27 protein-coding genes are annotated in these 23,958 nt (G+C 62.8%); 10 read left to right on the top strand and 17 right to left on the bottom strand.

Annotation, left to right across the window (positions count from 1 at the left end):
* The first annotated feature begins 2 nt into the window (after window positions 1-2).
* Together M5G17_RS03835 and M5G17_RS03830 are read left to right on the top strand one after the other, a co-directional pair.
* Complete coding sequence (locus M5G17_RS03835; RefSeq protein WP_273891685.1) at window positions 3-962, top strand: PDR/VanB family oxidoreductase; 960 nt, start codon at window positions 3-5, stop codon at window positions 960-962.
* Between the two features lie 372 nt (window positions 963-1,334).
* Entirely contained in the window at window positions 1,335-2,564 is a 1,230-nt protein-coding gene (locus M5G17_RS03830) for a hypothetical protein (RefSeq protein ID WP_273891684.1), read from the top strand.
* 39 nt (window positions 2,565-2,603) lie between these two features.
* Here the strand turns inward: M5G17_RS03830 and M5G17_RS03825 are convergent, their stop codons facing one another.
* The 4 genes from M5G17_RS03825 to cysK all read right to left on the bottom strand — a co-directional run bounded on the left by M5G17_RS03825 (window position 2,604) and on the right by cysK (window position 5,953).
* Complete coding sequence (locus tag M5G17_RS03825) at window positions 2,604-3,494, bottom strand: DMT family transporter (protein ID WP_273891683.1); 891 nt, start codon at window positions 3,492-3,494, stop codon at window positions 2,604-2,606.
* Between the two features lie 107 nt (window positions 3,495-3,601).
* Window positions 3,602-3,763, bottom strand: a complete 162-nt coding sequence (locus M5G17_RS03820) for a hypothetical protein (protein ID WP_165392196.1) — start codon at window positions 3,761-3,763, stop codon at window positions 3,602-3,604.
* Between the two features lie 117 nt (window positions 3,764-3,880).
* On the bottom strand, window positions 3,881-4,816 hold the full coding sequence (locus M5G17_RS03815) for an aspartyl/asparaginyl beta-hydroxylase domain-containing protein (RefSeq protein WP_273891682.1): 936 nt from the start codon (window positions 4,814-4,816) through the stop codon (window positions 3,881-3,883).
* 162 nt (window positions 4,817-4,978) lie between these two features.
* Complete coding sequence (gene cysK, locus M5G17_RS03810) at window positions 4,979-5,953, bottom strand: cysteine synthase A (RefSeq protein ID WP_273891681.1); 975 nt, start codon at window positions 5,951-5,953, stop codon at window positions 4,979-4,981.
* Window positions 5,954-6,184: 231 nt separating this feature from the next.
* On the opposite strand from cysK, the gene M5G17_RS03805 reads away from it, so the two are divergent.
* Both M5G17_RS03805 and M5G17_RS03800 read left to right on the top strand, forming a co-directional pair.
* Complete coding sequence (locus M5G17_RS03805) at window positions 6,185-7,030, top strand: AAA family ATPase (RefSeq protein WP_038996581.1); 846 nt, start codon at window positions 6,185-6,187, stop codon at window positions 7,028-7,030.
* 16 nt (window positions 7,031-7,046) lie between these two features.
* Window positions 7,047-8,225, top strand: coding sequence for a vWA domain-containing protein (locus M5G17_RS03800; RefSeq protein ID WP_273891680.1), 1,179 nt, complete (start codon window positions 7,047-7,049; stop codon window positions 8,223-8,225).
* Window positions 8,226-8,328: 103 nt separating this feature from the next.
* Here M5G17_RS03800 and M5G17_RS03795 read toward each other — a convergent pair whose 3' ends face one another.
* Genes M5G17_RS03795 through M5G17_RS03780 form a run of 4 tightly spaced genes read right to left on the bottom strand, consistent with a single transcriptional unit; the run spans window position 8,329 to window position 12,011 of the window.
* Window positions 8,329-9,249, bottom strand: a complete 921-nt coding sequence (locus M5G17_RS03795) for a 5-oxoprolinase subunit C family protein (protein WP_273891679.1) — start codon at window positions 9,247-9,249, stop codon at window positions 8,329-8,331.
* A complete protein-coding gene (gene pxpB / locus M5G17_RS03790; RefSeq protein ID WP_273891678.1) occupies window positions 9,246-9,950 on the bottom strand; it encodes a 5-oxoprolinase subunit PxpB in 705 nt (234 codons plus the stop codon). The genes M5G17_RS03795 and pxpB overlap by 4 nt, the downstream gene beginning before the upstream one ends.
* Complete coding sequence (locus M5G17_RS03785) at window positions 9,947-10,699, bottom strand: 5-oxoprolinase subunit PxpA (RefSeq protein WP_273891677.1); 753 nt, start codon at window positions 10,697-10,699, stop codon at window positions 9,947-9,949. The genes pxpB and M5G17_RS03785 overlap by 4 nt, the downstream gene beginning before the upstream one ends.
* 25 nt (window positions 10,700-10,724) lie before the next feature.
* Window positions 10,725-12,011 (bottom strand): MFS transporter, encoded by a 1,287-nt coding sequence (locus M5G17_RS03780; RefSeq protein WP_273891676.1) that lies wholly within the window; start codon window positions 12,009-12,011, stop codon window positions 10,725-10,727.
* 142 nt (window positions 12,012-12,153) lie between these two features.
* Here M5G17_RS03780 and M5G17_RS03775 point away from each other — a divergent pair, with 142 nt between their 5' ends.
* Complete coding sequence (locus M5G17_RS03775) at window positions 12,154-13,065, top strand: LysR family transcriptional regulator (RefSeq protein ID WP_273891675.1); 912 nt, start codon at window positions 12,154-12,156, stop codon at window positions 13,063-13,065.
* On the opposite strand, the gene M5G17_RS03770 is transcribed toward M5G17_RS03775, so the two are convergent.
* From M5G17_RS03770 to M5G17_RS03760, 3 genes are read right to left on the bottom strand one after another with little or no spacing between them, the layout of a single operon-like run.
* Complete coding sequence (locus M5G17_RS03770) at window positions 13,062-13,583, bottom strand: DUF2937 family protein (RefSeq protein ID WP_273891674.1); 522 nt, start codon at window positions 13,581-13,583, stop codon at window positions 13,062-13,064. The genes M5G17_RS03775 and M5G17_RS03770 overlap by 4 nt on opposite strands.
* 11 nt (window positions 13,584-13,594) lie before the next feature.
* Window positions 13,595-14,371, bottom strand: a complete 777-nt coding sequence (locus tag M5G17_RS03765; RefSeq protein WP_273891673.1) for a class II glutamine amidotransferase — start codon at window positions 14,369-14,371, stop codon at window positions 13,595-13,597.
* A 22-nt stretch (window positions 14,372-14,393) separates the two neighbouring features.
* Entirely contained in the window at window positions 14,394-14,885 is a 492-nt protein-coding gene (locus M5G17_RS03760; RefSeq protein ID WP_273891672.1) for an MFS transporter, read from the bottom strand.
* Window positions 14,886-14,969: 84 nt separating this feature from the next.
* Between M5G17_RS03760 and M5G17_RS03755 the strand changes: the two genes are divergently transcribed.
* Window positions 14,970-17,018 (top strand): S9 family peptidase, encoded by a 2,049-nt coding sequence (locus tag M5G17_RS03755; protein WP_273891671.1) that lies wholly within the window; start codon window positions 14,970-14,972, stop codon window positions 17,016-17,018.
* Window positions 17,019-17,170: 152 nt separating this feature from the next.
* The gene (locus M5G17_RS03750; protein ID WP_130263591.1) at window positions 17,171-17,644 is read left to right on the top strand and encodes a cyclic nucleotide-binding domain-containing protein; all 474 of its coding nucleotides are present in this window, start codon (window positions 17,171-17,173) and stop codon (window positions 17,642-17,644) included.
* Here M5G17_RS03750 and M5G17_RS03745 read toward each other — a convergent pair.
* Window positions 17,641-17,913 carry a hypothetical protein gene (locus M5G17_RS03745; RefSeq protein WP_273891670.1) on the bottom strand — a complete coding sequence of 91 codons (273 nt, stop codon included), beginning with the start codon at window positions 17,911-17,913 and terminating at the stop codon, window positions 17,641-17,643. The two genes, M5G17_RS03750 and M5G17_RS03745, sit on opposite strands and share 4 nt — an antisense overlap.
* Window positions 17,914-18,039: 126 nt before the next feature.
* Here M5G17_RS03745 and M5G17_RS03740 point away from each other — a divergent pair, with 126 nt between their 5' ends.
* Window positions 18,040-18,411 carry a YajD family HNH nuclease gene (locus tag M5G17_RS03740; RefSeq protein WP_273891669.1) on the top strand — a complete coding sequence of 124 codons (372 nt, stop codon included), beginning with the start codon at window positions 18,040-18,042 and terminating at the stop codon, window positions 18,409-18,411.
* A 71-nt stretch (window positions 18,412-18,482) separates the two neighbouring features.
* The gene (locus M5G17_RS03735; RefSeq protein WP_130263589.1) at window positions 18,483-18,953 is read left to right on the top strand and encodes an RNA methyltransferase; all 471 of its coding nucleotides are present in this window, start codon (window positions 18,483-18,485) and stop codon (window positions 18,951-18,953) included.
* An 8-nt stretch (window positions 18,954-18,961) separates the two neighbouring features.
* On the opposite strand, the gene M5G17_RS03730 is transcribed toward M5G17_RS03735, so the two are convergent.
* Complete coding sequence (locus M5G17_RS03730) at window positions 18,962-20,176, bottom strand: hypothetical protein (protein WP_273891747.1); 1,215 nt, start codon at window positions 20,174-20,176, stop codon at window positions 18,962-18,964.
* 56 nt (window positions 20,177-20,232) lie between these two features.
* Window positions 20,233-20,682, bottom strand: a complete 450-nt coding sequence (locus tag M5G17_RS03725; RefSeq protein WP_273891668.1) for a YcgN family cysteine cluster protein — start codon at window positions 20,680-20,682, stop codon at window positions 20,233-20,235.
* Between the two features lie 148 nt (window positions 20,683-20,830).
* Here M5G17_RS03725 and M5G17_RS03720 point away from each other — a divergent pair, with 148 nt between their 5' ends.
* The gene (locus M5G17_RS03720; protein WP_273891667.1) at window positions 20,831-21,424 is read left to right on the top strand and encodes a nitroreductase family protein; all 594 of its coding nucleotides are present in this window, start codon (window positions 20,831-20,833) and stop codon (window positions 21,422-21,424) included.
* A 64-nt stretch (window positions 21,425-21,488) separates the two neighbouring features.
* Here the strand turns inward: M5G17_RS03720 and M5G17_RS03715 are convergent, their stop codons facing one another.
* The 3 genes from M5G17_RS03715 to rnd form a co-directional block, all read right to left on the bottom strand.
* Window positions 21,489-22,421 (bottom strand): D-2-hydroxyacid dehydrogenase, encoded by a 933-nt coding sequence (locus M5G17_RS03715; protein WP_273891665.1) that lies wholly within the window; start codon window positions 22,419-22,421, stop codon window positions 21,489-21,491.
* Window positions 22,422-22,487: 66 nt separating this feature from the next.
* Complete coding sequence (locus M5G17_RS03710) at window positions 22,488-22,781, bottom strand: YcgL domain-containing protein (RefSeq protein WP_273891664.1); 294 nt, start codon at window positions 22,779-22,781, stop codon at window positions 22,488-22,490.
* The gene (gene rnd, locus M5G17_RS03705) at window positions 22,778-23,911 is read right to left on the bottom strand and encodes a ribonuclease D (RefSeq protein WP_273891663.1); all 1,134 of its coding nucleotides are present in this window, start codon (window positions 23,909-23,911) and stop codon (window positions 22,778-22,780) included. The genes M5G17_RS03710 and rnd overlap by 4 nt, the downstream gene beginning before the upstream one ends.
* Between the last annotated feature and the right edge of the window lie 47 nt (window positions 23,912-23,958).

Raw genomic sequence — 23,958 nt, 5'->3', positions numbered from 1 at the left:
CGATGTCCAACTCCTCTACCATCACCGCGCTGGTGCATACCCTGCGCCACGAAGCCGAAGGCATCATCAGCGTCGAACTGCGCCCCTGGGGCGACACCGTGTTCGCACCGTTCGAGGCCGGCTCGCACATCGACCTGCACCTGCCCAACGGCCTGGTGCGCAGTTACTCGCTGCTCAACTCGCCGAGCGACCAGGGCCGTTATGTGGTGGGCATCCTGCGTGACCGCAACAGCCGTGGCGGCTCAGCGTTCGTCCATGAGCAACTGCGCGTTGGCTCGCAACTGAGCATCTCGCAACCACGCAACAACTTCGCCCTCGACCCGCATGCCAGCCACAACGTGCTGGTGGCCGGTGGCATCGGTATAACACCGATCTACTGCATGTTTCGCCAACTGCTGGCCCTGGGCAAATCCGCCGAGCTGATCTACTGCGCCCGCTCGCGCAAGGAAGCGGCGCTGCTGGAAGCACTCAGCGCAGTTGATGCCAAGGTGCTCTACCACTTCAACGACGAGAAGAACGCGGCGCCGGATCTGGCCCATTACCTGGCCGGCCAACCCAGCGACACACACTTCTACTGCTGCGGGCCGACGCCGATGCTCGATGCCTTTGAGAGCACCTGCGAAAGCCTGGGCTATCCCCATGCGCATATCGAACGTTTTACCGCCGCCGAACTGCCACCCTCGGAAGATGCCCAGGACAGCTACAGCGTCGAGCTGAAAAAGTCCGGCAAGACCCTGAACCTCGAGCCTGGGCTGAACCTGCTCGATGTACTGCTCGAAGCCGGTTGCGATATCGAGTACAGCTGCCGCGAAGGGGTATGCGGGTCGTGCGAAACCCGAGTGCTGGAGGGTGATATCGACCACCGCGACGGTGTACTGACCAAGGCTGAACGAGCAGAGAACAAATCGATGATGGTCTGTGTGTCGGGCTGCAAGAGCCGGCGCATGGTGCTGGATCTGTAGATAAAAATAGCTAACTACTTATTTACTCATAAAACAAACAAGGCGCTATTACAGCGCCTTGTGCACTTAAGCCGCACCTTAACTGCACACGCCTGTTACTTAAACTCCACGCTGTTTCACCCACAACACAAATCAAAGCGTTTCAAATATAAATAATTGATTTACTTGATGTTTAGCGGAAAACCTACCGCTTATCCGCACTGGCACAGTTCCTGATCTTACCCTCTCGAGTTCAAAAATAAAAACAACGTGCCACTTATAAAACAATAACAAACCTACCCCTGCGCCACCGCTGACTTTCGCTTAATGCCTGATTGCAGGCGGCGGACAGCTGTCGCCCAGAGAAACTGCTCAACCTTGCGGGGCATTGATATGAACAAGTACGTGATAAGCCTGGGCCTGATCCTCGGCAGCGCCACCAGTTTCGCTTCCGAGCCCGGCCCGGCGGCGCCCGATCAGCCGCCAGCGCTGAAAAAACCATTTCCGCACATCGCCTGGCGCAGTGACGATGGCCAGAGTTCACTGGATATCGGCGGCGCGCTGCGAGTCAACTACCGCGACGAACACTGGGATACTACCGAGAACAACGGACGCTTTCTTTTCGATACCTTCCGCCTGGATGTCCAGGCCACCCATAAGCAACTGTTCAGCGACATCGGCTACTGGTTCCAGGACGACGGCAAGCGCTCGATCGACCGCGGCTACGTCGGTTATCGCTTCAACACCAACGCTAATGTGCAACTGGGGGCGCCGTTCAAACCCTTTGGCCTTGAGCCCTACCCGCAGTTCGGCTGGAGTTATCACATTCCGTTTTTCATGGGCTATGGCGTCAGCGCCGGCACGGGCCTGAAATACAGTTACAAGGACAAGAACTGGGACCTGCAATTGGGTTACTTCCCGCGCATGCTGCCCAGCGGCATCCGCTACTCGCCGGAAGTCGGCCGTTATGCCGACCTGAACGACAACGCCGTGGCCTTTACCCAGTCGCGCCAGGACAACGAGAAGCGCAACCAGGTCAACGCCCGGGTCGCCCGGACGTTTAGCGGTGACGGCTGGAAGACTGAAATCGGCGCCTCGCTGGCCGCCGCCGAGCTGTACAACGCCACTACCCGCGACGATGGCGACTACTGGGCGGGCGGCGTGCATGCGATCGTCAACGCCGGCAACTGGACGGTCACCAGCCAGGCGATTCGTTACGAGTACGATCCGCAGAACCCCGATGGCGTCAGCAATGACTCGGTGCTGATGGGTGGCAACGGCCTGACCCCGGCCTTCCTGATCGCCTCCAAAGCCACCATCGGCTCGATCAACGTCGGCTACGACATCTTCACTCCAAGCCTGGGCCAGTTGAAGAAGATCAAGGTGTACAACGACTACAGCCGCATGATGAAAGACAAGAGCGGCTGGGATGACTCGCAGATGTTTACCGTCGGCGCTCAGTTTCTGGCCATGCCGATCATGGCCTGGGTCGATTTCACCTGGGCGAAGAACGCCAACCCCTTCGGCGGTGCCGAAAACGGCACGGGCTGGACCAGCACCAGCTCGGTTGGCAGCAACGACTGGTACTACCGCACCAACATCAACATCGGCTACTACTTCTGAAGGTAAGCCGCCCGGCACGCCGCCGGGCGGCCGGCCGTGCTAGTCAGCCTGCAGTTGCGCCTGGGCGGCAGCGGGCTTGCGGAACACGAACAACAGGCCAACGACGATCAGGCCCATGCCCAGCAGGCTGAGTGCCGCCAGGCGGTTGCCGAAGATCAGGTAGTCCATCACTGCGGTGACTGCCGGCACCAGGTAGAACAGGCTGGTGACATTGACCAGGTTGCCCTGGGCGATCAGCCGGTACAGCAGCAAGGTCGCCAGTAGCGACACCACCAGCCCCATCCACAGCAAGGCGCCGACGAAGCTGCCGGTCAGCTCCACCTGCAGCGGCTGAAACGGCGCAAACACGGCACACATCAACAACCCAGCAAAGTACTGCAGCGGCAAGGTTCCCATGGGGTTGCGGGTGATGCGCTTTTGCATGATCGAGCCAAAGGTCATGCTCATCAGTGCCAGCAGGGCAAACAGCATCCCCGCCAGTGATACACCACCGAGGTTGATGCCCTGGTAGACCACCATGATCAAGCCGCTCAAGCCCAGGCCCAGGCCGAACAACCGGCGCCAGGAGCGCTGGCGTTCCATCAGCACCACGGTGAGGATCGGTTGCACGCCCATGACCGTGGCCATGACCCCGGGGGTAACCTGGGTGTTAAGCGCCAGCAGATAGAAAATCTGGTAAGCGCCCAGCAGCACGCAACCAGTGGCCAGGGCTTGCAGTACCGCCGGGCGCGTACGCGGCCAGTGCAGCTTGAGCAACGGGCTGAGCAACAGCAGGCCGACCAGGGCCAGGGCTGAACGCAACAGCAAAAAGGCAAAGGGGCTGGCATGGGCCAGGCCAAGCTTGGAGACAATCGCCCCGCTACTCCAGAGCAGGACGAACAGGCTGGTAGTGGCCGCCGAGACCACGGATTGTTTCGCTAGAACAGACATGAATGCCACCTGTAATTCGGGCAGATAAGCCGAACGGTGCTACCCGCGAGGGGAAGCCAACCGTATTCAGTAGGGTGCAGGTGTGTGGGGACGCAGCAATTGGCCGCTTAGCCCAGCACTACCACCGCTGGCGGTGCAACGATGCACACGACCACGCTACTGACAGGTGGTGGGTAGTGGCTGATCATGGCCGGCTGCTGATTCCCGCGCACAACGACAACCGCGTCAGGCGCGGTGGCGAATACGGTGGATGGGCAGGAAGCTGGCATGAGCAGGTCTTCGGTGAGGTGAAGTGTGGCTGACTATAGTGGTGAAATTATCGCGGGGCAAGCCCGCTCCCACAGGTTCTCACTCTGTGGGAGCGGGCTTGCCCCGCGATGTCTTTCTCAGAACAGCCAGCGATACAACAGATAGGCAACCACCACCGCCAGCACCGGACGCAATACCCGGTAGGCCTTGGGATTGGCACGCTTGAACTGCTTGACCCGGCTGCTGATGACGTTGCTGAAACGCTTGCTCCAGGCATAGGCCTGGTTGATCCCGCCAACCCGCTCGTCGTCGGTGTTCTGCGGCGCGGTGGCGCGGCCGAGGAAGGCACTGACCTTGCGGTTGATGCGGGTCATCAGCGGGCTGTTGAGCGGCCGCTCGACGTCGCAGAAGAGGATCACCCGGGTGGTTTCGGTTTCGTTCTTGACCCAGTGTACGTAGGTCTCGTCGAACATCACGTCTTCACCGTCGCGCCAAGCATACACCTGGCCATCGACGTAGATCCGGCAGTCGTCGGAGTTGGGCGTCGACAGGCCCAGGTGATAACGCAAGGAGCCGGCGAACGGATCGCGGTGCGGGTTCAGGTGGCTGCCACCGGGCAGCAAGGCGAACATCGCACCCTTGACGTTGGGAATGCTGTTGACCAGTTCGACGGTCTTGGGGCACAGCGTTTCGGCCGAAGGCAGCGGCTTGTCGTACCACTTCAGGTAAAAACGCTTCCAGCCCTTCTTGAAGAACGAACCGAAGCCGGCGTCGTTGTCTTTCTCGGCGGCGCGGATGTAACCCTCGTCAAACAGGTGCATGGCCTCTTCGCGGATCACTTCCCAGTTGTCCTTGAGCACGTCGAGCTCGGGGAAGCGGCTGCGGTCCAGATAGGGTTTGGACGGCACGCCGGAAAACAGGTACATCAGGGCGTTATAAGGGGCGAACAGCGCCGAATGGTTGACGAACTGGCGCAACATTGGCAAACGCGCCTTGCCGCGCAGGTGCACATACAAGGTGCTGCCGAAAAACAGCAGCAGTACACCTGCCTTGGCGACAAAGGAAAAGGTCATGCAACACTCCTTGGAATTTCGATCAGGCCATCGCTGCCAGATTAATCGAGCATGATAAACCGATCCGCCCGCGGTACAAGCCTGCGCAGCTGGCAATCAGTGTTGAGGATTGTGCAACAAACAGCGGCGCCGAACATTGCGCCGGATCAGCGCCGCTGCGGTTTACTGCTGGTTTTCCTGCTCGGTGAACAGGTCGGCAAAAAGCATGCTCGACAGGTAGCGCTCGCCGGAGTCCGGCAGGACGACGACGATGGTCTTGCCCAGCATTTCCGGTTTTTCCGCCAGACGCACCGCGGCAGCCATGGCCGCTCCGGAGGAAATGCCGCAGAGGATGCCCTCTTCCTGCATCAGGCGCAGGGCCATGGCCTTGGACTCCTCGTCAGTGACCAGCTCGACCTGATCGACCATCGACAAATCCAGGTTCTTCGGCACAAAACCTGCGCCAATGCCCTGGATCTTGTGTGGGCTGGGCTTGATTTCTTCACCGGCGCGGGCCTGGGTGATCACTGGAGAGCTGCTCGGCTCGACCGCCACCGAGAGAATCGCCTTGCCCCGGGTCTGCTTGATGTAGCGCGACACCCCGGTAATGGTGCCGCCAGTGCCGACCCCGGCCACCAGCACATCCACCGCGCCGTCGGTGTCGTTCCAGATCTCCGGGCCGGTGGTCTTCTCATGGATCGCCGGGTTGGCCGGGTTCTCGAACTGGCCGGGCAAAAAGTACTTCGCAGGGTCGCTGGCAACCAGCTCGTTGGCCCTTTCGATCGCGCCTTTCATACCCTTGGCCGGGTCGGTGAGTTCCAGTTGCGCGCCCAGGGCCTTGAGCACCTTGCGCCGCTCGATGCTCATCGACGCCGGCATGGTCAGCAGCAGCGTGTAGCCACGGGCGGCGGCGACAAAGGCCAGGCCGATGCCGGTGTTACCCGAGGTCGGCTCGACGATGGTCATGCCCGGTTTGAGTTTGCCACTGCTTTCGGCGTCCCAGATCATGTTCGCGCCGATCCGGCACTTGACCGAATACCCGGGGTTGCGCCCCTCGATCTTGGCCAGCACGGTGACGCCGCGAGGGGCGATGCGGTTGATCTGCACCAGCGGCGTGTTGCCGATGGAATGCGCGTTGTCAGCGAAAATACGGCTCATGGCGGGGTCCTTTTATACACCGGGCGGAAAACTTCAAGGGTAAGCCTGCACGGCCAGTGCGTCCACAATCAGCCTGTATGTAAATCTGACCAGGTCACCAAGTGACGGCCCATTCAGAGACTGAATGGACCGTCTGCGTTCCCACTCGCCCAGAGCCCGCGTTATAGTCGTGCATGGCAATTTTTCCGCCAGGGGCCATGTATCCCCGGCGCTACGTTAGAGGATCGGTTCATGAAGTTCGAAGGCACCAGCGCTTATGTCGCTACAGACGACCTGAAACTGGCGGTCAACGCGGCGATCACCCTGGAGCGGCCGCTGCTGGTTAAAGGCGAGCCGGGCACCGGCAAGACCATGCTCGCCGAACAGCTGGCCGAATCCTTTGGCGCCAAGCTGATCACCTGGCACATCAAGTCGACCACCAAGGCCCACCAGGGCCTCTACGAGTACGACGCGGTCAGCCGCCTGCGCGACTCGCAACTGGGCGTCGACAAGGTCCACGATGTGCGCAATTACCTGAAGAAAGGCAAGCTCTGGGAGGCTTTCGAGTCCGAAGAGCGGGTCATTCTGCTGATTGACGAAATCGACAAGGCCGACATCGAGTTCCCCAACGACCTGTTGCAGGAACTGGACAAGATGGAGTTCTACGTTTACGAGACCGACGAGACGATCAAGGCCAAGCAGCGCCCGATCATCATCATTACCTCGAACAACGAAAAAGAGCTGCCGGATGCCTTCCTGCGCCGTTGCTTCTTCCACTACATCGCCTTCCCTGACCGCACCACCCTGCAGCAGATCGTCGATGTGCATTATCCGAACATCAAGAAGGACCTGGTCAGCGAAGCGCTGGACGTGTTCTTCGATGTGCGCAAGGTGCCGGGCCTGAAGAAAAAGCCGTCCACCTCCGAGTTGGTCGACTGGCTCAAGCTGCTGATGGCCGACAATATTGGCGAAGCGGTGCTGCGCGAACGCGATCCGACCAAGGCCATCCCGCCGCTGGCCGGGGCCTTGGTCAAGAACGAACAGGACGTGCAGTTGCTCGAGCGCCTGGCCTTCATGAGCCGTCGCGGTAACCGCTGAGCCGGGAGCAATAGCCATGCTGCTCAATCTGTTCAATGAAATGCGCGCGGCCAAGGTGCCGGTTTCGGTGCGCGAACTGCTCGATTTGCTCAACGCACTCAAGCAACGCGTAACCTTTGCCGACATGGACGAGTTCTACTATTTGTCGCGGGCCATCCTGGTCAAGGACGAACGCCACTTCGACAAGTTCGACCGGGCGTTTTCGGCCTACTTCAAGGGCCTGGAAAACCTCGACCGGCACCTGGAGGCGCTGATCCCCGAAGACTGGCTGCGCAAGGAATTCGAGCGCTCGCTGAGCGACGAGGAGCGCGCGCAGATCCAGTCCCTGGGCGGTCTCGACAAGCTGATCGAGGAGTTCAAGAAGCGCCTGGAAGAGCAAAAGGAACGCCATGCCGGCGGCAACAAATGGATCGGCACCGGCGGCACCAGCCCGTTCGGCTCGGGCGGCTTCAACCCCGAAGGCATTCGCGTCGGCGACGCCGGCAAGCGCCAGGGCAAGGCGGTCAAGGTCTGGGATCAGCGCGAGTACAAGAACCTCGACGATCAGGTCGAGCTGGGCACGCGCAATATCAAGCTGGCCCTGCGCCGGCTGCGCAAGTTCGCCCGCCAAGGGGCGGCCGAAGAGCTGGACATCGACGGCACCATCGATCATACGGCCCGCGACGCCGGCCTGCTCAATATCCAGATGCGCCCCGAGCGGCGCAACAACGTCAAGTTGCTGCTGCTGTTCGACATCGGTGGCTCGATGGATGCCCACGTGAAGATCTGCGAAGAGCTGTTCTCGGCCTGCAAGACCGAGTTCAAGCACCTGGAGTACTACTACTTCCACAACTTCGTCTACGAGTCGCTGTGGAAGAACAACCTACGCCGGACTTCCGAACGCACCTCAACCCTGGACCTGCTGCACAAGTACGGCGCCGACTACAAAGTGGTGTTCGTCGGTGACGCGGCCATGGCGCCCTACGAGATCACCCAGCCCGGCGGCAGCGTCGAGCACTGGAACGAAGAAGCCGGCTACGTGTGGATGCAGCGCTTCATGGAGAAGTACAAGAAGCTCATCTGGATCAACCCCTACCCGAAGGAAACCTGGGGTTATACGGCGTCGACCAACATCGTTCGCGAGCTGGTCGAGGAGCGGATGTTTCCGTTGACCTTGCGTGGGCTAGAGGAAGGCATGCGGTTTTTGTCCAAGTAAGCCCGGGGCCGCTTCGCGCCCCATTGCCGGCAAGGCCGGCTCCCACAGTGACTCTGTGTACACCAGACCTGTGGGAGCTGGCCTTGCCAGCGATGAGGCCCTTTCAGCCAACAAACCTCTCAAGAAATACCCGCTGCTGCTGCCACGCCATCTCCTGCACCACCGGCCTAAAGCGCACCACCGCCCCCGGCAGCATCTGCGCCAGCCGCGCCAGCGCCAACGGCGTCAACGCCCCCAGGCGTGGATAACCGCCAATGGTCTGGCGATCATTGAGCAGGACAATCGGCTGACCATCGGGCGGCACCTGCACCGCGCCCAAGGGGATCCCCTCCGAGATCATCGCCGGCCCCTGGTACTGCAACACCGGCCCCAACAGGCGAATGCCCATGCGATCAGCCCGGCTGTCGAGGGTCCAGTCGCGGTTGAACGCTTCGAACAGGCTCAACCCGCTGAAATCACCGATCTGCGCACCCAGCAACAGGTCAAGCGGCGCCCGGTCGGTAAAGTCCGGCCAGAACCCCTCCGGTACGTCCCTGTGCGCCGGTGCCGCACCGTGATATTCCAGCTGTTGCCCCTTGGCCAGCGGTGAACCCAGGCCATCCAGGCCGCCCAGTTCTTCGCGCACCACACTCGCACAGCTGCCCAGCAGCAAAGGCGCCTTGAAGCCACCGGGCGCTGCGATGTACGCCCGAGCGCCGTGCAGCGGTTGGTTGAGGCGCAGGCGCTGGCCCCTGCGCATGCTGAAACTGCGCCAAGGCTTGAGCGGCTGGCCGTCGAGCCGTGCATCCAGGTCGGCACCGGCCAGGGCCAGGCAGCAGTCCTGCTCGGCAATCAGGCTGAAACCACCGAGGGTGACCTCAACCACTGCGGCCTCAGGGCGGTTGCCCAGCAGCCAGTTGGCCCAGCGCATCGACACCCAGTCCAGTGCCCCACCCTGGGTCACGCCCAGGTGGCGCACGCCAAAGCGCCCGGTATCCTGCAACAGGCACAGAGGCGTGCTGGCTTCGATCGACAACTGGCTCATGCCTGTGCCTCCAGCGGCGTATCGTCGCCGCCCAGGTTGATGAAGGTGGCGCGCTCAACTGCCACGAAACGCACCCGGTCGCCCGGCTGCAGCAAGCTGTAGCCCTCGCGTTGACGGTCAAAGAGTTTGCTCGGGGTGCGCCCGATCAGGTTCCAGCCGCCGGGCGAAACTGCGGGATAGGCGGCGGTCTGGCGTTCGGCAATGCCCACGCTGCCCGCCGCCACGCGTTTGCGCGGGGTGGCCAGGCGCGGGGCGGCCAGTGCCTCCTCAACCAGGCCCATAAAGGCGAAGCCCGGGGCAAAGCCCAGAGCGAACACCTGATACTCACGCTCGCTGTGACGACGCACGATGTCCGCCATCGAGCTCTGGCAACGTTCTGCCAACAGTTTGAGTTCCGGGCCGACACTCAGGTCGTACCACACCGGTATCTCATGCAGGCGGCCAGCGCTGCCGGTGTCTGCCTGCAAGTCGTCGAGGGCTGCACGAATGCGCGCCTGCGCCTGCGCGGGTGACACCTGGAGCAGGTCGAAATGCACCATCAGCGTGGTATAGGACGGCACCAGGTCGATCAGTTGCTCGGCAAAGGCACTGCGCAGGCGCTGGCCAGCGGCGAGCATCCACGGCATGTTGCTTTCGTCGATGGCATCGAACAGGCGCACCATCAGGCAATCGATGGCCACCACCTCAATCCGGTAGTTCATGGCACCACCTGGGCATCGAGGGCCTGGCGGATCTGCCGCACGGCGGCGATCGAGCTGTCATTGTCGCCATGCACGCACAGGGTCTGGGCCTGCAAGCGCAAGGCGCTGCCATCGCAGGCGATCAGCGGCTCGCCCCGGGCCAGGCGCAGGGCCTGCTCGACGATCAGCGCCGGATCATGATGCACCGCCCCCGGCAGCCGTCGCGACACCAGGTGGCCGGCGGCGTCATAGGCGCGGTCGGCGAAGGCTTCGAACCACAAGGTCACGCCATATTCATCGCCCAACGCCTGGGCCGCACTGTTGTCGGCGGTGGCCATCAGCATCAGCGGCAACTGCCGGTCATAGGCGGCCAGCGCTTCGAGCACGGCGCGCAGCTTGAGCGGGTCGGCCATCATGTCGTTGTACAGCGCGCCATGGGGTTTGACGTAGGCCACCTGAGTGCCCTGGGTACGGCAAATGCCGTCCAGGGCGCCGATCTGGTAGTGCAGCAGGTCGCGAATCTCTTCGGCGCTGCAGGCCATGGAGCGGCGACCGAAACCGGCCAGGTCCGGGTAGGCCGGGTGCGCGCCGATACGCACCTGGTTGGCCACAGCCAGGGCCACGGTCTTGCGCATGATCCCCGGGTCGCCTGCGTGAAAGCCGCAGGCGATGTTGGCGCAGTCAACATAGGGCATGACCTGGGCGTCCAGACCCATGGTCCAGCTGCCGAAACTTTCACCCATATCGCAATTCAATAGCAGGCGGCTCACGCGTGATACTCCTTCAGGCTCGGCTTCAATGGGCGTCAAGTTGTTTGCCGCGGGTTTCCGGCAGGCTCAAGGCTGCCAGAATTACCACTGCGTAGGACACCGCGGCAAATGCGCCGATGCCCAGGCCCAGGGAGATCTTCTGGCTGAGCAGGCCGATCAGCAGGGGGAAGAACGCCGCCAGGGCGCGGCCGATGTTGTAGCAAAAGCCCTGGCCCGAGCCGCGAATACGGGTGGGAAACAGCTCGGTGAGAAACGCGCCCATGCCGCTGAAGATACCCGAGGCAAAGAAACCCAGGGGGAAGCCCAGCCACAGCATCACCCCGTCACTGACCGACATCTGGGTGTAGAGCAGGACGATGGTGAAGGAACCGACGGCGAACAGGATGAAGTTCTTTTTCCGGCCCAGCAGGTCGGTCAGGTAGGCACTGATCACGTAGCCGATGTAGGAACCGAAGATCACCATCGCCAGGTAGCCGCCAGTGCCCAGCACGCTCAGGCCGCGTTCGTTCTTGAGGAAGGTCGGCAGCCACGAGGTGATGGCGTAGTAACCGCCCAGGGCGCCAGTGGTCAGCAGTGAGGCACGAATCGTGGTGAAGAGCATGCCCGGGGCGAATATCTCGTAGAAGTGCGAAGGCGCTTCGGTTTTCTCGGCAGCCTTGGCTTGCTGGTAGATCTCCGGGTCCTTGACCAGGCGACGAACGAAAATCACGAACACCGCTGGCACGATGCCCAGCAGGAACAACGCGCGCCAGGCATCTTCGGGTGGCAGCAGCGAGAACAGCACGGCATACAGGATTGCCGTCAGGCCCCAGCCGATGGCCCAGCCGGACTGCACCATGCCCACCGCCTTGCCACGGTCCTGGGCGCGGATCACTTCACCGATCAGTACCGCACCAGCGGTCCATTCACCGCCAAAGCCAAAGCCCATCAGGGTGCGGGCAATCAACAACTGCTCGTAGCTCTGGGCAAAGCCGCAGAGGAAGGTGAAAAATGCAAACCACAGCACCGTCAGTTGCAAGGTGCGCACGCGGCCGATGCGGTCAGAGAGGATGCCGGCGATCCAGCCACCGAGGGCCGAGGCGATCAGGGTGCTGGTGTGAATCAGCCCGGCCTCGGCGGTGGTGATGCCCCACAGGGCGATCAGGGTGGGGATGACGAAGCTGAGCATCTGGGTGTCCATGCCATCCAGGCCATAACCGATCTTGCAGCTCCAGAAGGTCCGGCGTTCTTGCTTGTTGATGTTGCGGTACCAGTCGAAAGGTCCCGCCACAGACCTGGATTTGACCTGTTGCTGCACGCCCGATGGGTTCATGGTTGCCTCAGCTTGTTGGTATTGTTTTAACGACGACAGCATGTGTCGCGGCCTGAGGATCATTTTTCGACGGGCGCAGGTTGCCGTCCAACGAGAAAAACCAGCTGTCTGGCATAAGAAAAATTTGATCAGTGAGCGCGCGATGAACCTTAAATTTCTCGAAACCTTCGTTTGGGTAGCCCGGCTCAAGAGCTTTCGCCTGACCGCCGAAAAACTCTTCACCACCCAGGCCTCGATCTCCAGCCGCATTGCAGCGCTTGAGGCGGACCTTGGGGTCAGGTTGCTGCTGCGCGACTCCCGCGGCGTGAGCCTGACCCCCGAAGGCAGCAAGGTGCTCGAGTACGCTGAACAGATGCTCGACACTGCCAAGGCTCTCAAGCAGTCGCTGGACAGCGACCGGGCCAAGGCCGGGCGGATTCGTATCGGTGTGATGGACACGGTGATCCACACCTGGATGAGCCCGCTGGTGTCGGAGCTGATGGAGCGCTACCCCCAGGTGGAAATCGAACTGGTCGCCGATACTGCGCTCAACTTGCGCGAACAACTGCAAAAAGGCTTTCTCGATGTGATCCTGCAAACCGACCTGTTACGCCAGGAAACTATCCGCAGCCTGGACCTTGCGCGCTACCCCATGGGCTGGATCGTTGCCAGCCAATCGATCTACAACCGCGACTACGCCTCGCTGGCGGACCTGGCCCGCGAACGCATCATCACCTTCTCGAAGAACTCGCGACCGCACCAGGAAGTGCTCAGCCTGCTGCAGGCCGAAGGCGTCGGCGCACCACGGCTGAACTGCGTGAACTCGGTGGCAGCGATTACCCGCTTGTTGCGTGACGGCTTTGGTATCGGCGCCCTGCCACCCGCGCTGGTCAGCGAAGAGCTGGCCCGTGGCGAACTGGTGCTGCTGCCGCTGGCCCGGCAACCACCGAGCCTGGAGCTGGTGGTGGCCTGGCAGACCGGCGTCGATCTGGTCGATGAAGTGGTCCAGCTGTGCCGCAACGTTCTGCAGCGCTACGCCCGCGATGCCGGGCCGCAGCGTATCGTGCTGGTCTAGCGCCAGCTCTCCTGCACGGCCTTGCGCCGCCCGCCCATGGCCACCCAGCCGAGCAACAGCAGCAGGCTCTCGACCAATAGCGCCAGCAGTAGCGCGCAGCTCAGGCCCCAGGCCAGGGCCTCGGGGTTGAGGAGGATCTGGTAGCGGTAGCCGTTGAGGGTTTCTTCGCGCAATTGCGGGGTGGCGGCGACCAGTACATGCCAGGTTTTAGCCAGCCACGGCCCTTGCACAATCTGCCATTCCTGCTCGAACTGGCGGTTGCGGATCATCAGGCTTTCGATGCTGTTGGCATCACTGGTGAACACCGGGTCGTCGCTGCTGCGGTAGTGGCGCAACAAGGCCTGCAAGTCGCCGTTGAAAAAGCGCCTGGCGGTGTCTTCAAAGCCCTTGAGGCCCTCACGCGATTCCAGCAGGTGCGCCTCGACCCGCTGGCTGTAGTCAACGATATAGCCCGGGACCTGCAGGCCAACCAGCAGACCGCAGGTAAACAACAGCAAGCGCAGGTAACTTCTGAACATGGGGCTGATCCTTAGCTGGCCTGACCTTCGGCGATGCATTCGCCACGGCGCCACAGGGCCCATTGGCCGGGCTCGTAACGGTGCCAGGTTTCGTTCTCGGTGAGAGCTTCGGTGGCGATCACCGTGACCACATCTTTAGGGGTGGTTTCAGCCTGGAAGTCGACGATCATGTCGACGTCCTTCAGCCGCGCCGGGCCGAACGGCGCACGTCGAGTAATGTGCACAAGCTTGGTCGAGCAGAAGCAGAACAGCCAGTCACCGTCGCTGAGCAGGCAGTTGAATACACCCTTGCGACGGAACCCGGCGCAGGCCTCGACCAGCACCGGCAGCAATTGCTCGACCTCCACCGGCTCAGGAAAGGCCTCGCGTACGCGGTTGAGCAGGTCGCAGAACGCCGCTTCGCTGTCGGTGTCGCCAATCGGCCGGTAGAAGGTCGCCTGGCCCTTGAACTCGCCGAGCTGGCCGTTGTGCGCAAAACACCAGTTGCGGCCCCACAGCTCGCGCACGAACGGATGGGTATTGGACAGGCAGACCTTGCCGACGTTGGCCTGGCGAATGTGGCCGATCACCACTTCACTCTTGATCGGATAGCGCTGCACCAGGTTGGCGACTTCCGATTCGCAGCTTGCCGCCGGGTCCTGGAACAGGCGCAAGCCACGGCCCTCGTAGAAGCCGATGCCCCAGCCGTCACGGTGCGGACCGGTGCGCCCACCGCGCTGCATCAGCCCGGTGAAGCTGAAAACGATATCGGTCGGCACATTGGCGCTCATGCCCAGTAGTTCACACATGCTTGGCTGCTCCGGGCAAGTCCTACAGTCGCGGCTCGACCCGCGTGCCGCTGCCACCCAATGGCGCTGCGGGTGGCGGGTTACGGTAACGATCACTGCGATCGGCGGCGAACGGTTCATCGCTCACAGGCTCTTGGGCCTCACGCTTGGCAGCGGCTTCGGCCTGTTCGCGGCGGGCCTTGGCGCGCCGCTCCAGCGGCCAGCGGATGAGCACGAACACGGCATACAGGGTGAAGGCGATCATGCCGTACATGGCCAGATCCGCAGCGGCACGCAGGGCGTTGTTGCCGACCTTGAACAGGGTATCGAGGGCGGCAATGGCAATGGCCGGGGCGAACTTCTCCTTGACCGGGTCGACAATGGTCGGCGTCAACAGCAGTACCGCCATCACCACCCGCAGCGGTTCACGCAGCCAGCGCCACATCCAGCCGGTCAGGCGAAAGCCCACCAACAGGCATCCCAGGGCGGCAAGGGCGTAGAGGCCCCAGGCGAGCAGATAGTCGTTCTCGGTCATGGTGTCCGTGGCAAGCTAGGCAAATAGACGCTTATGATAAACACTTTTCCGCGCGCAGGCGCCCCCCAGCCAAGAGAACCCCGCATGTCCGCAGACACCGCTCCCCGCGCCCCGATTGCCCACAAGGCCGATGGTGCCGACCCCTATGCCTGGCTGCAGCAACGCGATACCCCCGAGGTACTGGCTTACCTGAACGCCGAGAACGCATACCAGGAGGCGCAACTGGCCACTCAGGCGCCGCTGCGCGAACAGTTGTTCGAAGAGATCAAGGCGCGCATCCTCGAAACCGACCTGTCGCTGCCCTCGCCCTGGGGCCCGTACCTGTACTACACGCGCACCACCGCCGGTGACGAGTACGCCCGGCATTACCGCTGCCCACGCCCGGCCGACGACTCCAACACGGTCGATGAAAACCACGAAGAGCTGCTACTCGACCCTAACGCGCTGGCCCAAGGCGGCTTCCTGTCCCTGGGCGCCTTCAGCATCAGCCCCGACCACCAGCGCCTGGCTTACAGCCTGGACACCACGGGCGACGAAATCTACACCCTGTACGTCAAGGATCTGGCCAGCGGCGCCATCGAGCAACTGCCGTTCGAGGACTGCGACGGCAGCATGACCTGGGCCAACGACAACCAGACGCTGTTCTTCGCCGAACTGGACGACACCCATCGCCCGCACAAGCTGCTGCGCCATCGTCTGGGCAGCGGCAGTGTCGAGGCGGTCTATGAAGAGGCCGACGGCCGCTTCTTTCTGCACTGCTACCGCGCCAGCTCCGAGCGCCAACTGATCCTGCTGCTCAACAGCAAGACCACCAGCGAAGCCTGGGTGCTCGACGCCGAACGCCCCGAGCAGGCCTTCACCTGCCTGGCACCACGGGTCGAAGACCACGAGTACTACCCGGATCATGGCCAGCTGGATGGCCAGTGGCGCTGGTTCATCCGCAGCAACCAGGACGGCATCAATTTTGCTCTGTACCAGGCTGAGGCCGATGGCGTGCCGACCCGCGAGCAATGGCAACTGTTGGTGGCCCATCGCGAAACGGTGATGCTCGAAGGCCTGACCCTCAATGCTGGCGCCCTGACCCTGAGCCTGCGCGAAGGCGGCCTGCCAATCATCGAGGTGCGCCCGCAAGGCCTGCCGGCCTATCGCGTGGAACTGCCGGACGCCGCCTACAGCCTGTACGTGCAAGACAGCCTGGAGTTCGTCAGCACGCGTATTCGCCTGCGCTACCAGTCACTCAACCGTCCAGCCCAGGTGCGCCAGCTGGAACTGGCCAGCGGCGAGCAGCAGGTGCTCAAGCAAACCCCGGTACTCGGCCCGTTCGACCCGGATGCCTACGTCAGCCAGCGCCTGTGGGCCACCGCAGCTGATGGCACCCAGGTGCCGATCAGCCTGGTGCAGCGCCGCGCCGATCTCGGCAAGCCGGTGCCGCTGTATCTCTACGGCTACGGCGCCTACGGCGAAAGCCTTGACCCATGGTTCTCCCATTCCCGCCTGAGCCTGCTCGACCGCGGCGTGGCCTTTGCCATCGCCCACGTGCGTGGCGGCGGCGAACTGGGTGAAGCCTGGTACCGCGCCGGCAAGCAAGAGCACAAGCACAACACCTTTGGCGACTTCATTGCCTGCGCCGAACACCTGATCGCCCAGGGCGTGACCTGCGCCGACCAGTTGGCGATCAGCGGCGGCAGCGCCGGTGGCCTGCTGATCGGTACGGTACTCAACCAGCGCCCGGAGCTGTTCAAGGCGGCGATTGCCGAAGTACCGTTCGTCGACGTGCTTAACACCATGCTCGACCCCGAGCTGCCGCTGACCGTCACCGAATACGACGAGTGGGGCAACCCGCAAGAGCCCGAGGTGTACGCACGCATCAAGGCCTACGCGCCGTATGAAAACGTCCGTGCCCAGGCCTACCCTGCCCTGCTGGTGATTGCCGGGTACAACGACAGCCGCGTGCAGTACTGGGAAGCGGCCAAGTGGGTGGCGCGCTTGCGCGTGACCAAGACCGACACCAACCCGCTGCTGCTCAAGACCGAAATGGGCGCCGGCCATGGCGGCATGAGCGGACGCTACCAGGGGCTGCGCGATGTGGCGCTGGAATATGCGTTCGTATTTAACGTGCTGGGCGTGGTGTAAATCGGAAAACGTGTTGTCTGATCAAAGGCATCTCCGGCAAGGCCGGCTCCCACAGGTCCTGTATACACCGGACTTGTGGGAGCTGGCCTTGCCAGCGATGGGCTGCACAGCAGCCCCAGAACAGACACCATAAAACTAAAAGAACGACACACATGCCTGAACCCACCCACCTCAATAACGAAATCCGCGACATGCTCATGGACTGCGGCCTGTTCGACCAGTTGCTGCCTGGCGACTTCCAGGCCGCTGCCGGCTATTTCAGCATCAGCAGCATGGGCGAAGGCGCGCAGATCTTTAACGAAGGCGATGCCGGCACCTTCATGTGCATCATCCATCACGGTGTGGTGTCGGTGCGCAAGACCGACGCCGAGCAGCGCCAGGTGGAAATCGCCACCCTGCGCAAAGGCCGCGCCTTCGGCGAGATGGCCGTGCTCGACGGCGAGCGGCGCTCAGCCAGTTGCGTGGCCGCCAGCGATTGCCAGTTGCTCAACCTGGGCAAGGACTCACTGGAAAAGATGCTCAATGACGCACCGAAGATCGCCGCCAAGATCATCCGCGCCCTGGCCGTGGCCCTGTCCCGGCGCCTGCGCATGCAGGACGGTCAGCGCGTGGCGCAGCAGGTCTAGTCGGACTTGCCCTTGTTGCCGTCCGGGATCAAACCGGGCAAGGGTTGATCTTTGGGCGGCGTGGGCACCGGCATCGGTGGCAGCAGCGGCGCGCCCGGCTTGGCGTCGCCCGCCCGGGGAATGCTGCTGGGTGTGACCTGCGGGTACGGCGTCGGCGTGGCGGTACCCGGCGCACCGGGCACCGGGGTGGCCAGGCGTGGCTGCAGGTCGGCGGCCATGGCGTAGGGCAGGCTGGCACAGATCAGAACGGCAATGATCGCGTAACGCATGCGCAGGCTCCTTGAGGGTCCTGCCTACAGGCTACTCCCACCAAGCACGGTTTGCCTGTCCGAATTGGCCGCCATCGGGCTAAACTTCAAGGCATAACCGTAACAAGCCCGAGAAAAGGTAATCCCATGAGTTCGTCATCCTCTGCCGCCGCCACCGCACGGCTAGACCGTATCCTCGCCGACGCCAAGCGCGACAAGGAAATGGGCTACCGCGACAAGGCCCTGCGCATGTACCCGCACGTGTGTGGCCGCTGCGCCCGCGAGTTCGCCGGCAAACGCCTGAGCGAGCTGACCGTGCACCACCGCGACCACAACCACGACAACAACCCCCAGGACGGCTCCAACTGGGAACTGCTGTGCCTGTACTGCCACGACAACGAGCACTCGCGCTATACCGACCAGCAGTACTTCAGCGAAGGCTCCACCAGCAGCCCGACCATCGCCAAGGCCACCCACAACCCGTTCGCGGCCCTGGCCGGCATGCTGAAAAAGGACTGAGCGCCCAAGCGCACCCCACAGAGGCCGGCAAGCCCGTATAATCGCGTCTTTTTTGCGAAGGGCCCCGGCACGTGGCGAACAAACGGTACAGCTGCATTGGTCTGTTCAACCCCAAGTCAGCAGAGAACGTCGGTTCCGTGATGCGCGCGGCGGGTTGCTACGGCGTCAACTCGGTGTTCTACACCGGCAAGCGCTATGAGCGCGCCCGCGACTTCGTCACCGACACCAAGCGTGTACACTATGACATTCCGCTGATCGGCATCGACGACCTGCAGAAGATCATCCCCCTGGGCTGCACACCTGTGGCCGTGGAATTGATCGACGGCGCCCGGCCGCTGCCCGAATACACCCACCCGGACCGCGCCCTCTACATTTTCGGCCCCGAAGACGGCTCCCTCGACCCGAGCGTGCGCGCCTGGTGCGAAGAGACCATCTACATTCCGACCAACGGCTGCATGAACCTTGCCGCTACCGTCAACGTGGTGCTCTACGACCGCTTGGCCAAGGGCCTGAACACCCGCTCCGGGCCGAAGTTCAAGTAAGCCCTGTTCTAACGCAACAGCTTGCTCTGCAACACCTCGGAGGACTTACCCAGCACGCTTTCGCTGAGCTGGATGAACTCTGCGGTGTTGACGCTGTTCAGGCGCATCATTGCCCGGGTGACATCATCCAGCGAGCGCTGGTTGTGGGTGTGCAGGCGAATTTCCTGGTCCAGTGCCCGCAGCAACAGCACGCCACGGGCGATCACCGCGCTGTCGACCTGCTCGCCACGCAAACTGGCGACTTTCTTGCCACTGCGCTCAAGGCTCGCCTGTTGGGCCTGATAGCGCTCCTCGGTCATGCCGCCGGCACGGCGCAGCAGTTCGCTGGCGTAATACTCGGCCAGGCTTTCGGCAATCCAGTCGCTGCCCTCGCGGTCGTTGATCTGCGCGAACACATGCACCAGCTCGCGCAGCAGTGGGCTTGAGCCGTTCTCGCTGACCAGCGGGCGGCTGCTGTGCAGGTAAATGGAGTTATGCCCGGCCCGAGCACCGCGCCACAGCTCGTCACGGGCACCGACCAGCAGCAGCTTGGGCGGGTTGCGCGGGAACACCGCCTGCAGCTGCGGCCAGATGAAGGTCAGCAGGGTCAAGTTGTCCAGGCGGCGCATGGCCTGGCCTTGCGGTGCGGCAACACTGACTTCGGTTTCGCCCAGGCGCGCGCGGCGGGTGCCGATGCTCCCGGCAAGCATCCAGCCGGTCGGGCGATCGAACAGGCGTGAGACGTTGTCGATACGAAAGCGGTTCTTGCCGATGCGCGGCCAGGGAGTTTCGACGCTCTTCCAGCCCTTGGGCAGCTCGAAGCTCAAGCGCGCCACAAGCTCAGTACCGTCGTGCTGATCGAGTCGGGCCGGCGGTACCAGGTCATCGCCACGAAACAGCGCCCAAGCGGGGGTCATGCGGGTTTCATAGGCGCCGCCCTTGAGCCGCTGGCTCAGGCGCACCTTGTAGCTCAGTTGGCTCTTGCCCGCCGCAGGCTGCCAACGGCCGCGCTGATCATCGCCCTGCAGTTGCCATTGACCGTCGGCCTTGAAGTCGCTGTAGACGCCGTCCTTGCCCAGGTCAAAGTCGAGGCTACGCACGCTGGCGCCATCGCCCAGGGTCACGCGCACCTCGGCCTGCTCGCTCTGCGGCAGCAAGCGCACGTGGTAATCCAGATCGACTTTTTTCGCCCAGGCCGACGAACTGGCCAGCAGGCCCAACAGCAACCACCAATGGCAACGCACAGGCATACACAAGCTCCTTGTTCCCCCAAACGCAATACCCGACAAGCCTGGGCAGCTCAACCGGCGCGGAATATCAGATAGTCTTCCCAATCGTCTTCATCGACGCTGTCTTCACTGAGCATGCGCCCGGATTGTGAAATCCGCTGCTTGTGCACCTGTTCTCGATCACCACACACCAGGTAATGCCAGCCGGGCAGGTCCTTGCCCTCGCTGACCAGACGGTAACCACAGGTAGGCGGCAGCCATTTGAACTGATCAGCCTTGCCCGGCGTCAGCTGGATGCAATCGGGCACGATCTGCATGCGCTGCGGATAATCACTGCACTGGCAGGTCTTGAGGTCGAGCAATTTGCAGGCGATCCGCGTGTAATAGACGCTGTTGTCATCTTCGTCTTCAAGCTTTTGCAGGCAGCACAGGCCACAGCCGTCACACAGCGACTCCCACTCCTGCGGGTTGAGTTGCTCAAGGGTTTTACGCATCCAGAATGGATTGGCGTTGGCAGTCATGTAGCGGGTGTCCTGTTTCAATTCGTACGCGGCGGCGCGGCGGCGCCAGTCTAGGGCCTGTCACCGGCCATTGCCAGACCGCTTGTCAGCGCTGGTACGACACAGTAGTTTGACCTGCGGTCACCTCACCAACTCTCAGGAACTCAAGATGAGTGCAAATCCTCGCGTTGCCGATCACGCCATCAGCGAACAGTTCATCCAGCGCTGGTCACCGCGCGCCTTCACCGGCGAGCCGATCGACCAGGCCACCCTGCTCAGCTTTCTTGAAGCGGCACGCTGGGCGCCGTCGGCCTACAACTCGCAGCCCTGGCGCTTTCTCTATGCGCGCCGCGACACGCCGAACTGGGAACGCTTCCTGGGCTTGCTCAACGAGTTCAACCGCAGCTGGGCCCAGCACGCCTCGGCCCTGGTGATCATCCTCTCCAAGACCACCTTCACCGCGCCGGGCGCCAGTGAAGAAACCCCAGCGCTGTGGCACACCTTCGACACCGGCTCCGCCTGGGGCCACCTGGCGCTGCAGGCGAGCCTGAGTGGCTGGCACACCCATGGCATGGCCGGCTTTGACCAGGAGCTGACCCGCAAGGAGCTCAAAGTGCCTGAAGGCTACGCCCTGCATGCGGCCGTGGCGATCGGCAAGCTGGGCGACAAGTCGAGCCTGGCTGAAGGCCTGCAGGCCCGTGAGGTGCCGAGCCCGAGGCGGCCGTTGAGCGAGTTGGCGGCTGAGGGGGATTTCAGCCTTTGATGAGTTTCGCGGGGCAAGGCCCGCTCCCGCAGGTTGTGGGAGCGGGCCTTGCCCCGCGATGTTTTTAGTAGCCGCGCTGAAAGCTCACTTCCCCGCGCAACGCTTCACCCGCCTGATACGCCCGCAGATTCTCGACGAACAAGCGCACCATCGCCACCGGCGAGGTCGGTGCCGAGCTGTGCCCGGTCAGCAGCAAGCCCCAGGCGGTCCAGAACGGATGGCGCTGAGGCAAGGGTTCCTGCCGACAGACATCAATCACCGCGCCCGCCAGGTGCCCCTTCTTCAAGGCCTCGACCAAGTCGCCATCGACCACCGCGACCCCACGCCCGGCATTGATGAACAAAGCCTCGGGGTTGAAGCACTGGAACAGCGCGGCATCGTACAGATCTCGCGTCGCCGGGGTGTCGGGCAGCAGGTTGAGCACATAATCGACCTCCCCGACCAGGCGCCCCAGGTCCGCCAGGCCGGCCACTTCGATAAACGGGGCCTGCTCGCGGGGCTGGCTGGCAACGCCATACAGCTGCACGCCAAACGGCAGCAGAAACTCCGCCACCCGCTGGCCGATATCGCCGGTCCCGACAATCAGCACCCGGCGCCCTTCCAGGCTGCGGCCAGGGCGATCATCCCACTTGCGCTCAACCTGGCTGACTAGCCGTGCCATCACCTCACGCTCGTGGCCGAGCATGTAGGTCAGCATGTACTCGGCCATCACCTGGCCGAAGATGCCCACCGCCCGGGTCAGGCGGTAGTCGCGCTGCAAGCCTTCAGCCAACAGCGGTGTGATCCCGGCCCAGGTCGATTGCAGCCACTGCGGCTGATGGCCCTGGCGCACCAAGGTTGCCAGCAGGTCCGGCTGGCCCAGCCACACCGGGCTGTTGGCGGCCAGGGCGGCAAGCTCGGCCGAATCACCACTGCTCAGGACCTCCAGGTCCGGTGCCATCTCGCGCAGCAGGCGAGCGTAGAGGGCATGATCCTGTTCAGCGATCAAAACACGCATGTTCATAGCAACCTTGGATAACAGCGAAGGCCGCCAGGGGCTGGCGGCACTACAGCGAAAGGGAGGTCAGACCGGGTCGTTGCGACGCAGCAGCTCTTCGGGCAGGTGCTCGATGTACTCGTCTTCGGCGGGCGGCATCTGCAGGTGGTAGCCCTGCTGCTCGAGGTTTGCCAGGACCTTGGCGATATCCTCGCGGGCCAGCTGGCGCTCCGGGGTGAGCACCAGGTCGAAGGCATGCACCGGCTTACCGAAGAACGGCAGCAGCGCTTCGGGTATGCGTTCCAGGCCGTCGGCCTTGAGCACATAGAGGTACATTTCGTTCTTGCGCGGGCTCTTGTAGATCGAGCAGATACGTTTCATGGTTGTTCTCCGGCGCCCGCCAGGCAATCGAGCAGCGCCTGCCCCATGCGCTCACGGCGCCAGCCGCGCAGCGACTCGGGGAGTTGATAGGGTCCGTTGGGGTAGCCGCTCTTGAGCAGCAGTTCCAGGGTCTTCTTGCGCAGCATCAGCTCGGGGGCGATGTTCAGGCGTTCGCCCTCGGCCTGGCCGATGGCGCGCAGTTGCTTGAGCAGCGCCGCCGCTTCGATCGGCAAAGGCTCGGGCACCGCTGGCGGCCATTGATCGGCTGGCAGGCTGGCGGCCTGCTTGATCAGGCCGAGCAGGAACTCGCCGTCCTGGCGAATGGTGCGCGGGTGCATGTCTTCGATTTTGGCCAGCGCCGACAACGAGTCCGGCTGGGTGCGGGCCATGGGCCACAAGGCGTTTTCACGGACGATGCGATTGCGTGGCAGGTCGCGGGCGCGGGCTTCGCGTTCGCGCCAGGCGCACAGTTCGCGCAGCACTGCCAATTGCGCGCGCGACAGTTTCCAGGCCAGCTTGGCCTCGCGATACAGCTCGTACGGGTCGGTTTCGCGGCGCAGTTGGGCGACCAGCTCGGCACCGTCTTCGAGCACCCAGGCGTTTTTGTCGTCCGACAACTGCGGGCGCAGGCGCTCATAGAGTTCGGCCAGGTGCACGGCGTCTTCGGCAGCGTAGCTGACCTGAGTTTCCGACAACGGGCGTTGCAGCCAGTCGGAGCGGGTTTCACCCTTGGGCAGGTCGATACCGAGTACTTCCTGAACCAGGCGCGAATAGCCCATGGAGAAACCGAGGTTGAGGTAACCGGCGGCCAGTTGCGTGTCGAACAGCGGTGCCGGCAGGCTGCCGGTCAAGCGCGAAAGCACCTCGAGGTCTTCGCTGCAGGCGTGCAACACCTTGATCACTTGGGTGTCTTCAAGCAGCTCGGCCAGTGGCTGCCAGTTGCTGATCCGCAAAGGATCGATCAAGAAGGCACGCACCCCGTCGCCGACCTGGATCAACCCGGCAATCGGATAGAAGGTATCAACCCGCATGAACTCGGTGTCGACTGCCACGAACGACAGCTTGCGCCACTGCTGGCAGTGTTCGGCCAGGCTGCTATCGTCGCAAATCCAGTGTATTTCGATGGCCACAAGGCTCTCCCACAAACAATGGCGCGCAGTATATACGGCGCAGGCCA

The organism is Pseudomonas rubra (assembly GCF_028656935.1).
Taxonomy (GTDB): Bacteria; Pseudomonadota; Gammaproteobacteria; order Pseudomonadales; family Pseudomonadaceae; genus Aquipseudomonas; species Aquipseudomonas rubra.
Note: the sequence above shows the minus strand (reverse complement) of the source record. Positions and strands in the feature narration are given on the sequence as shown.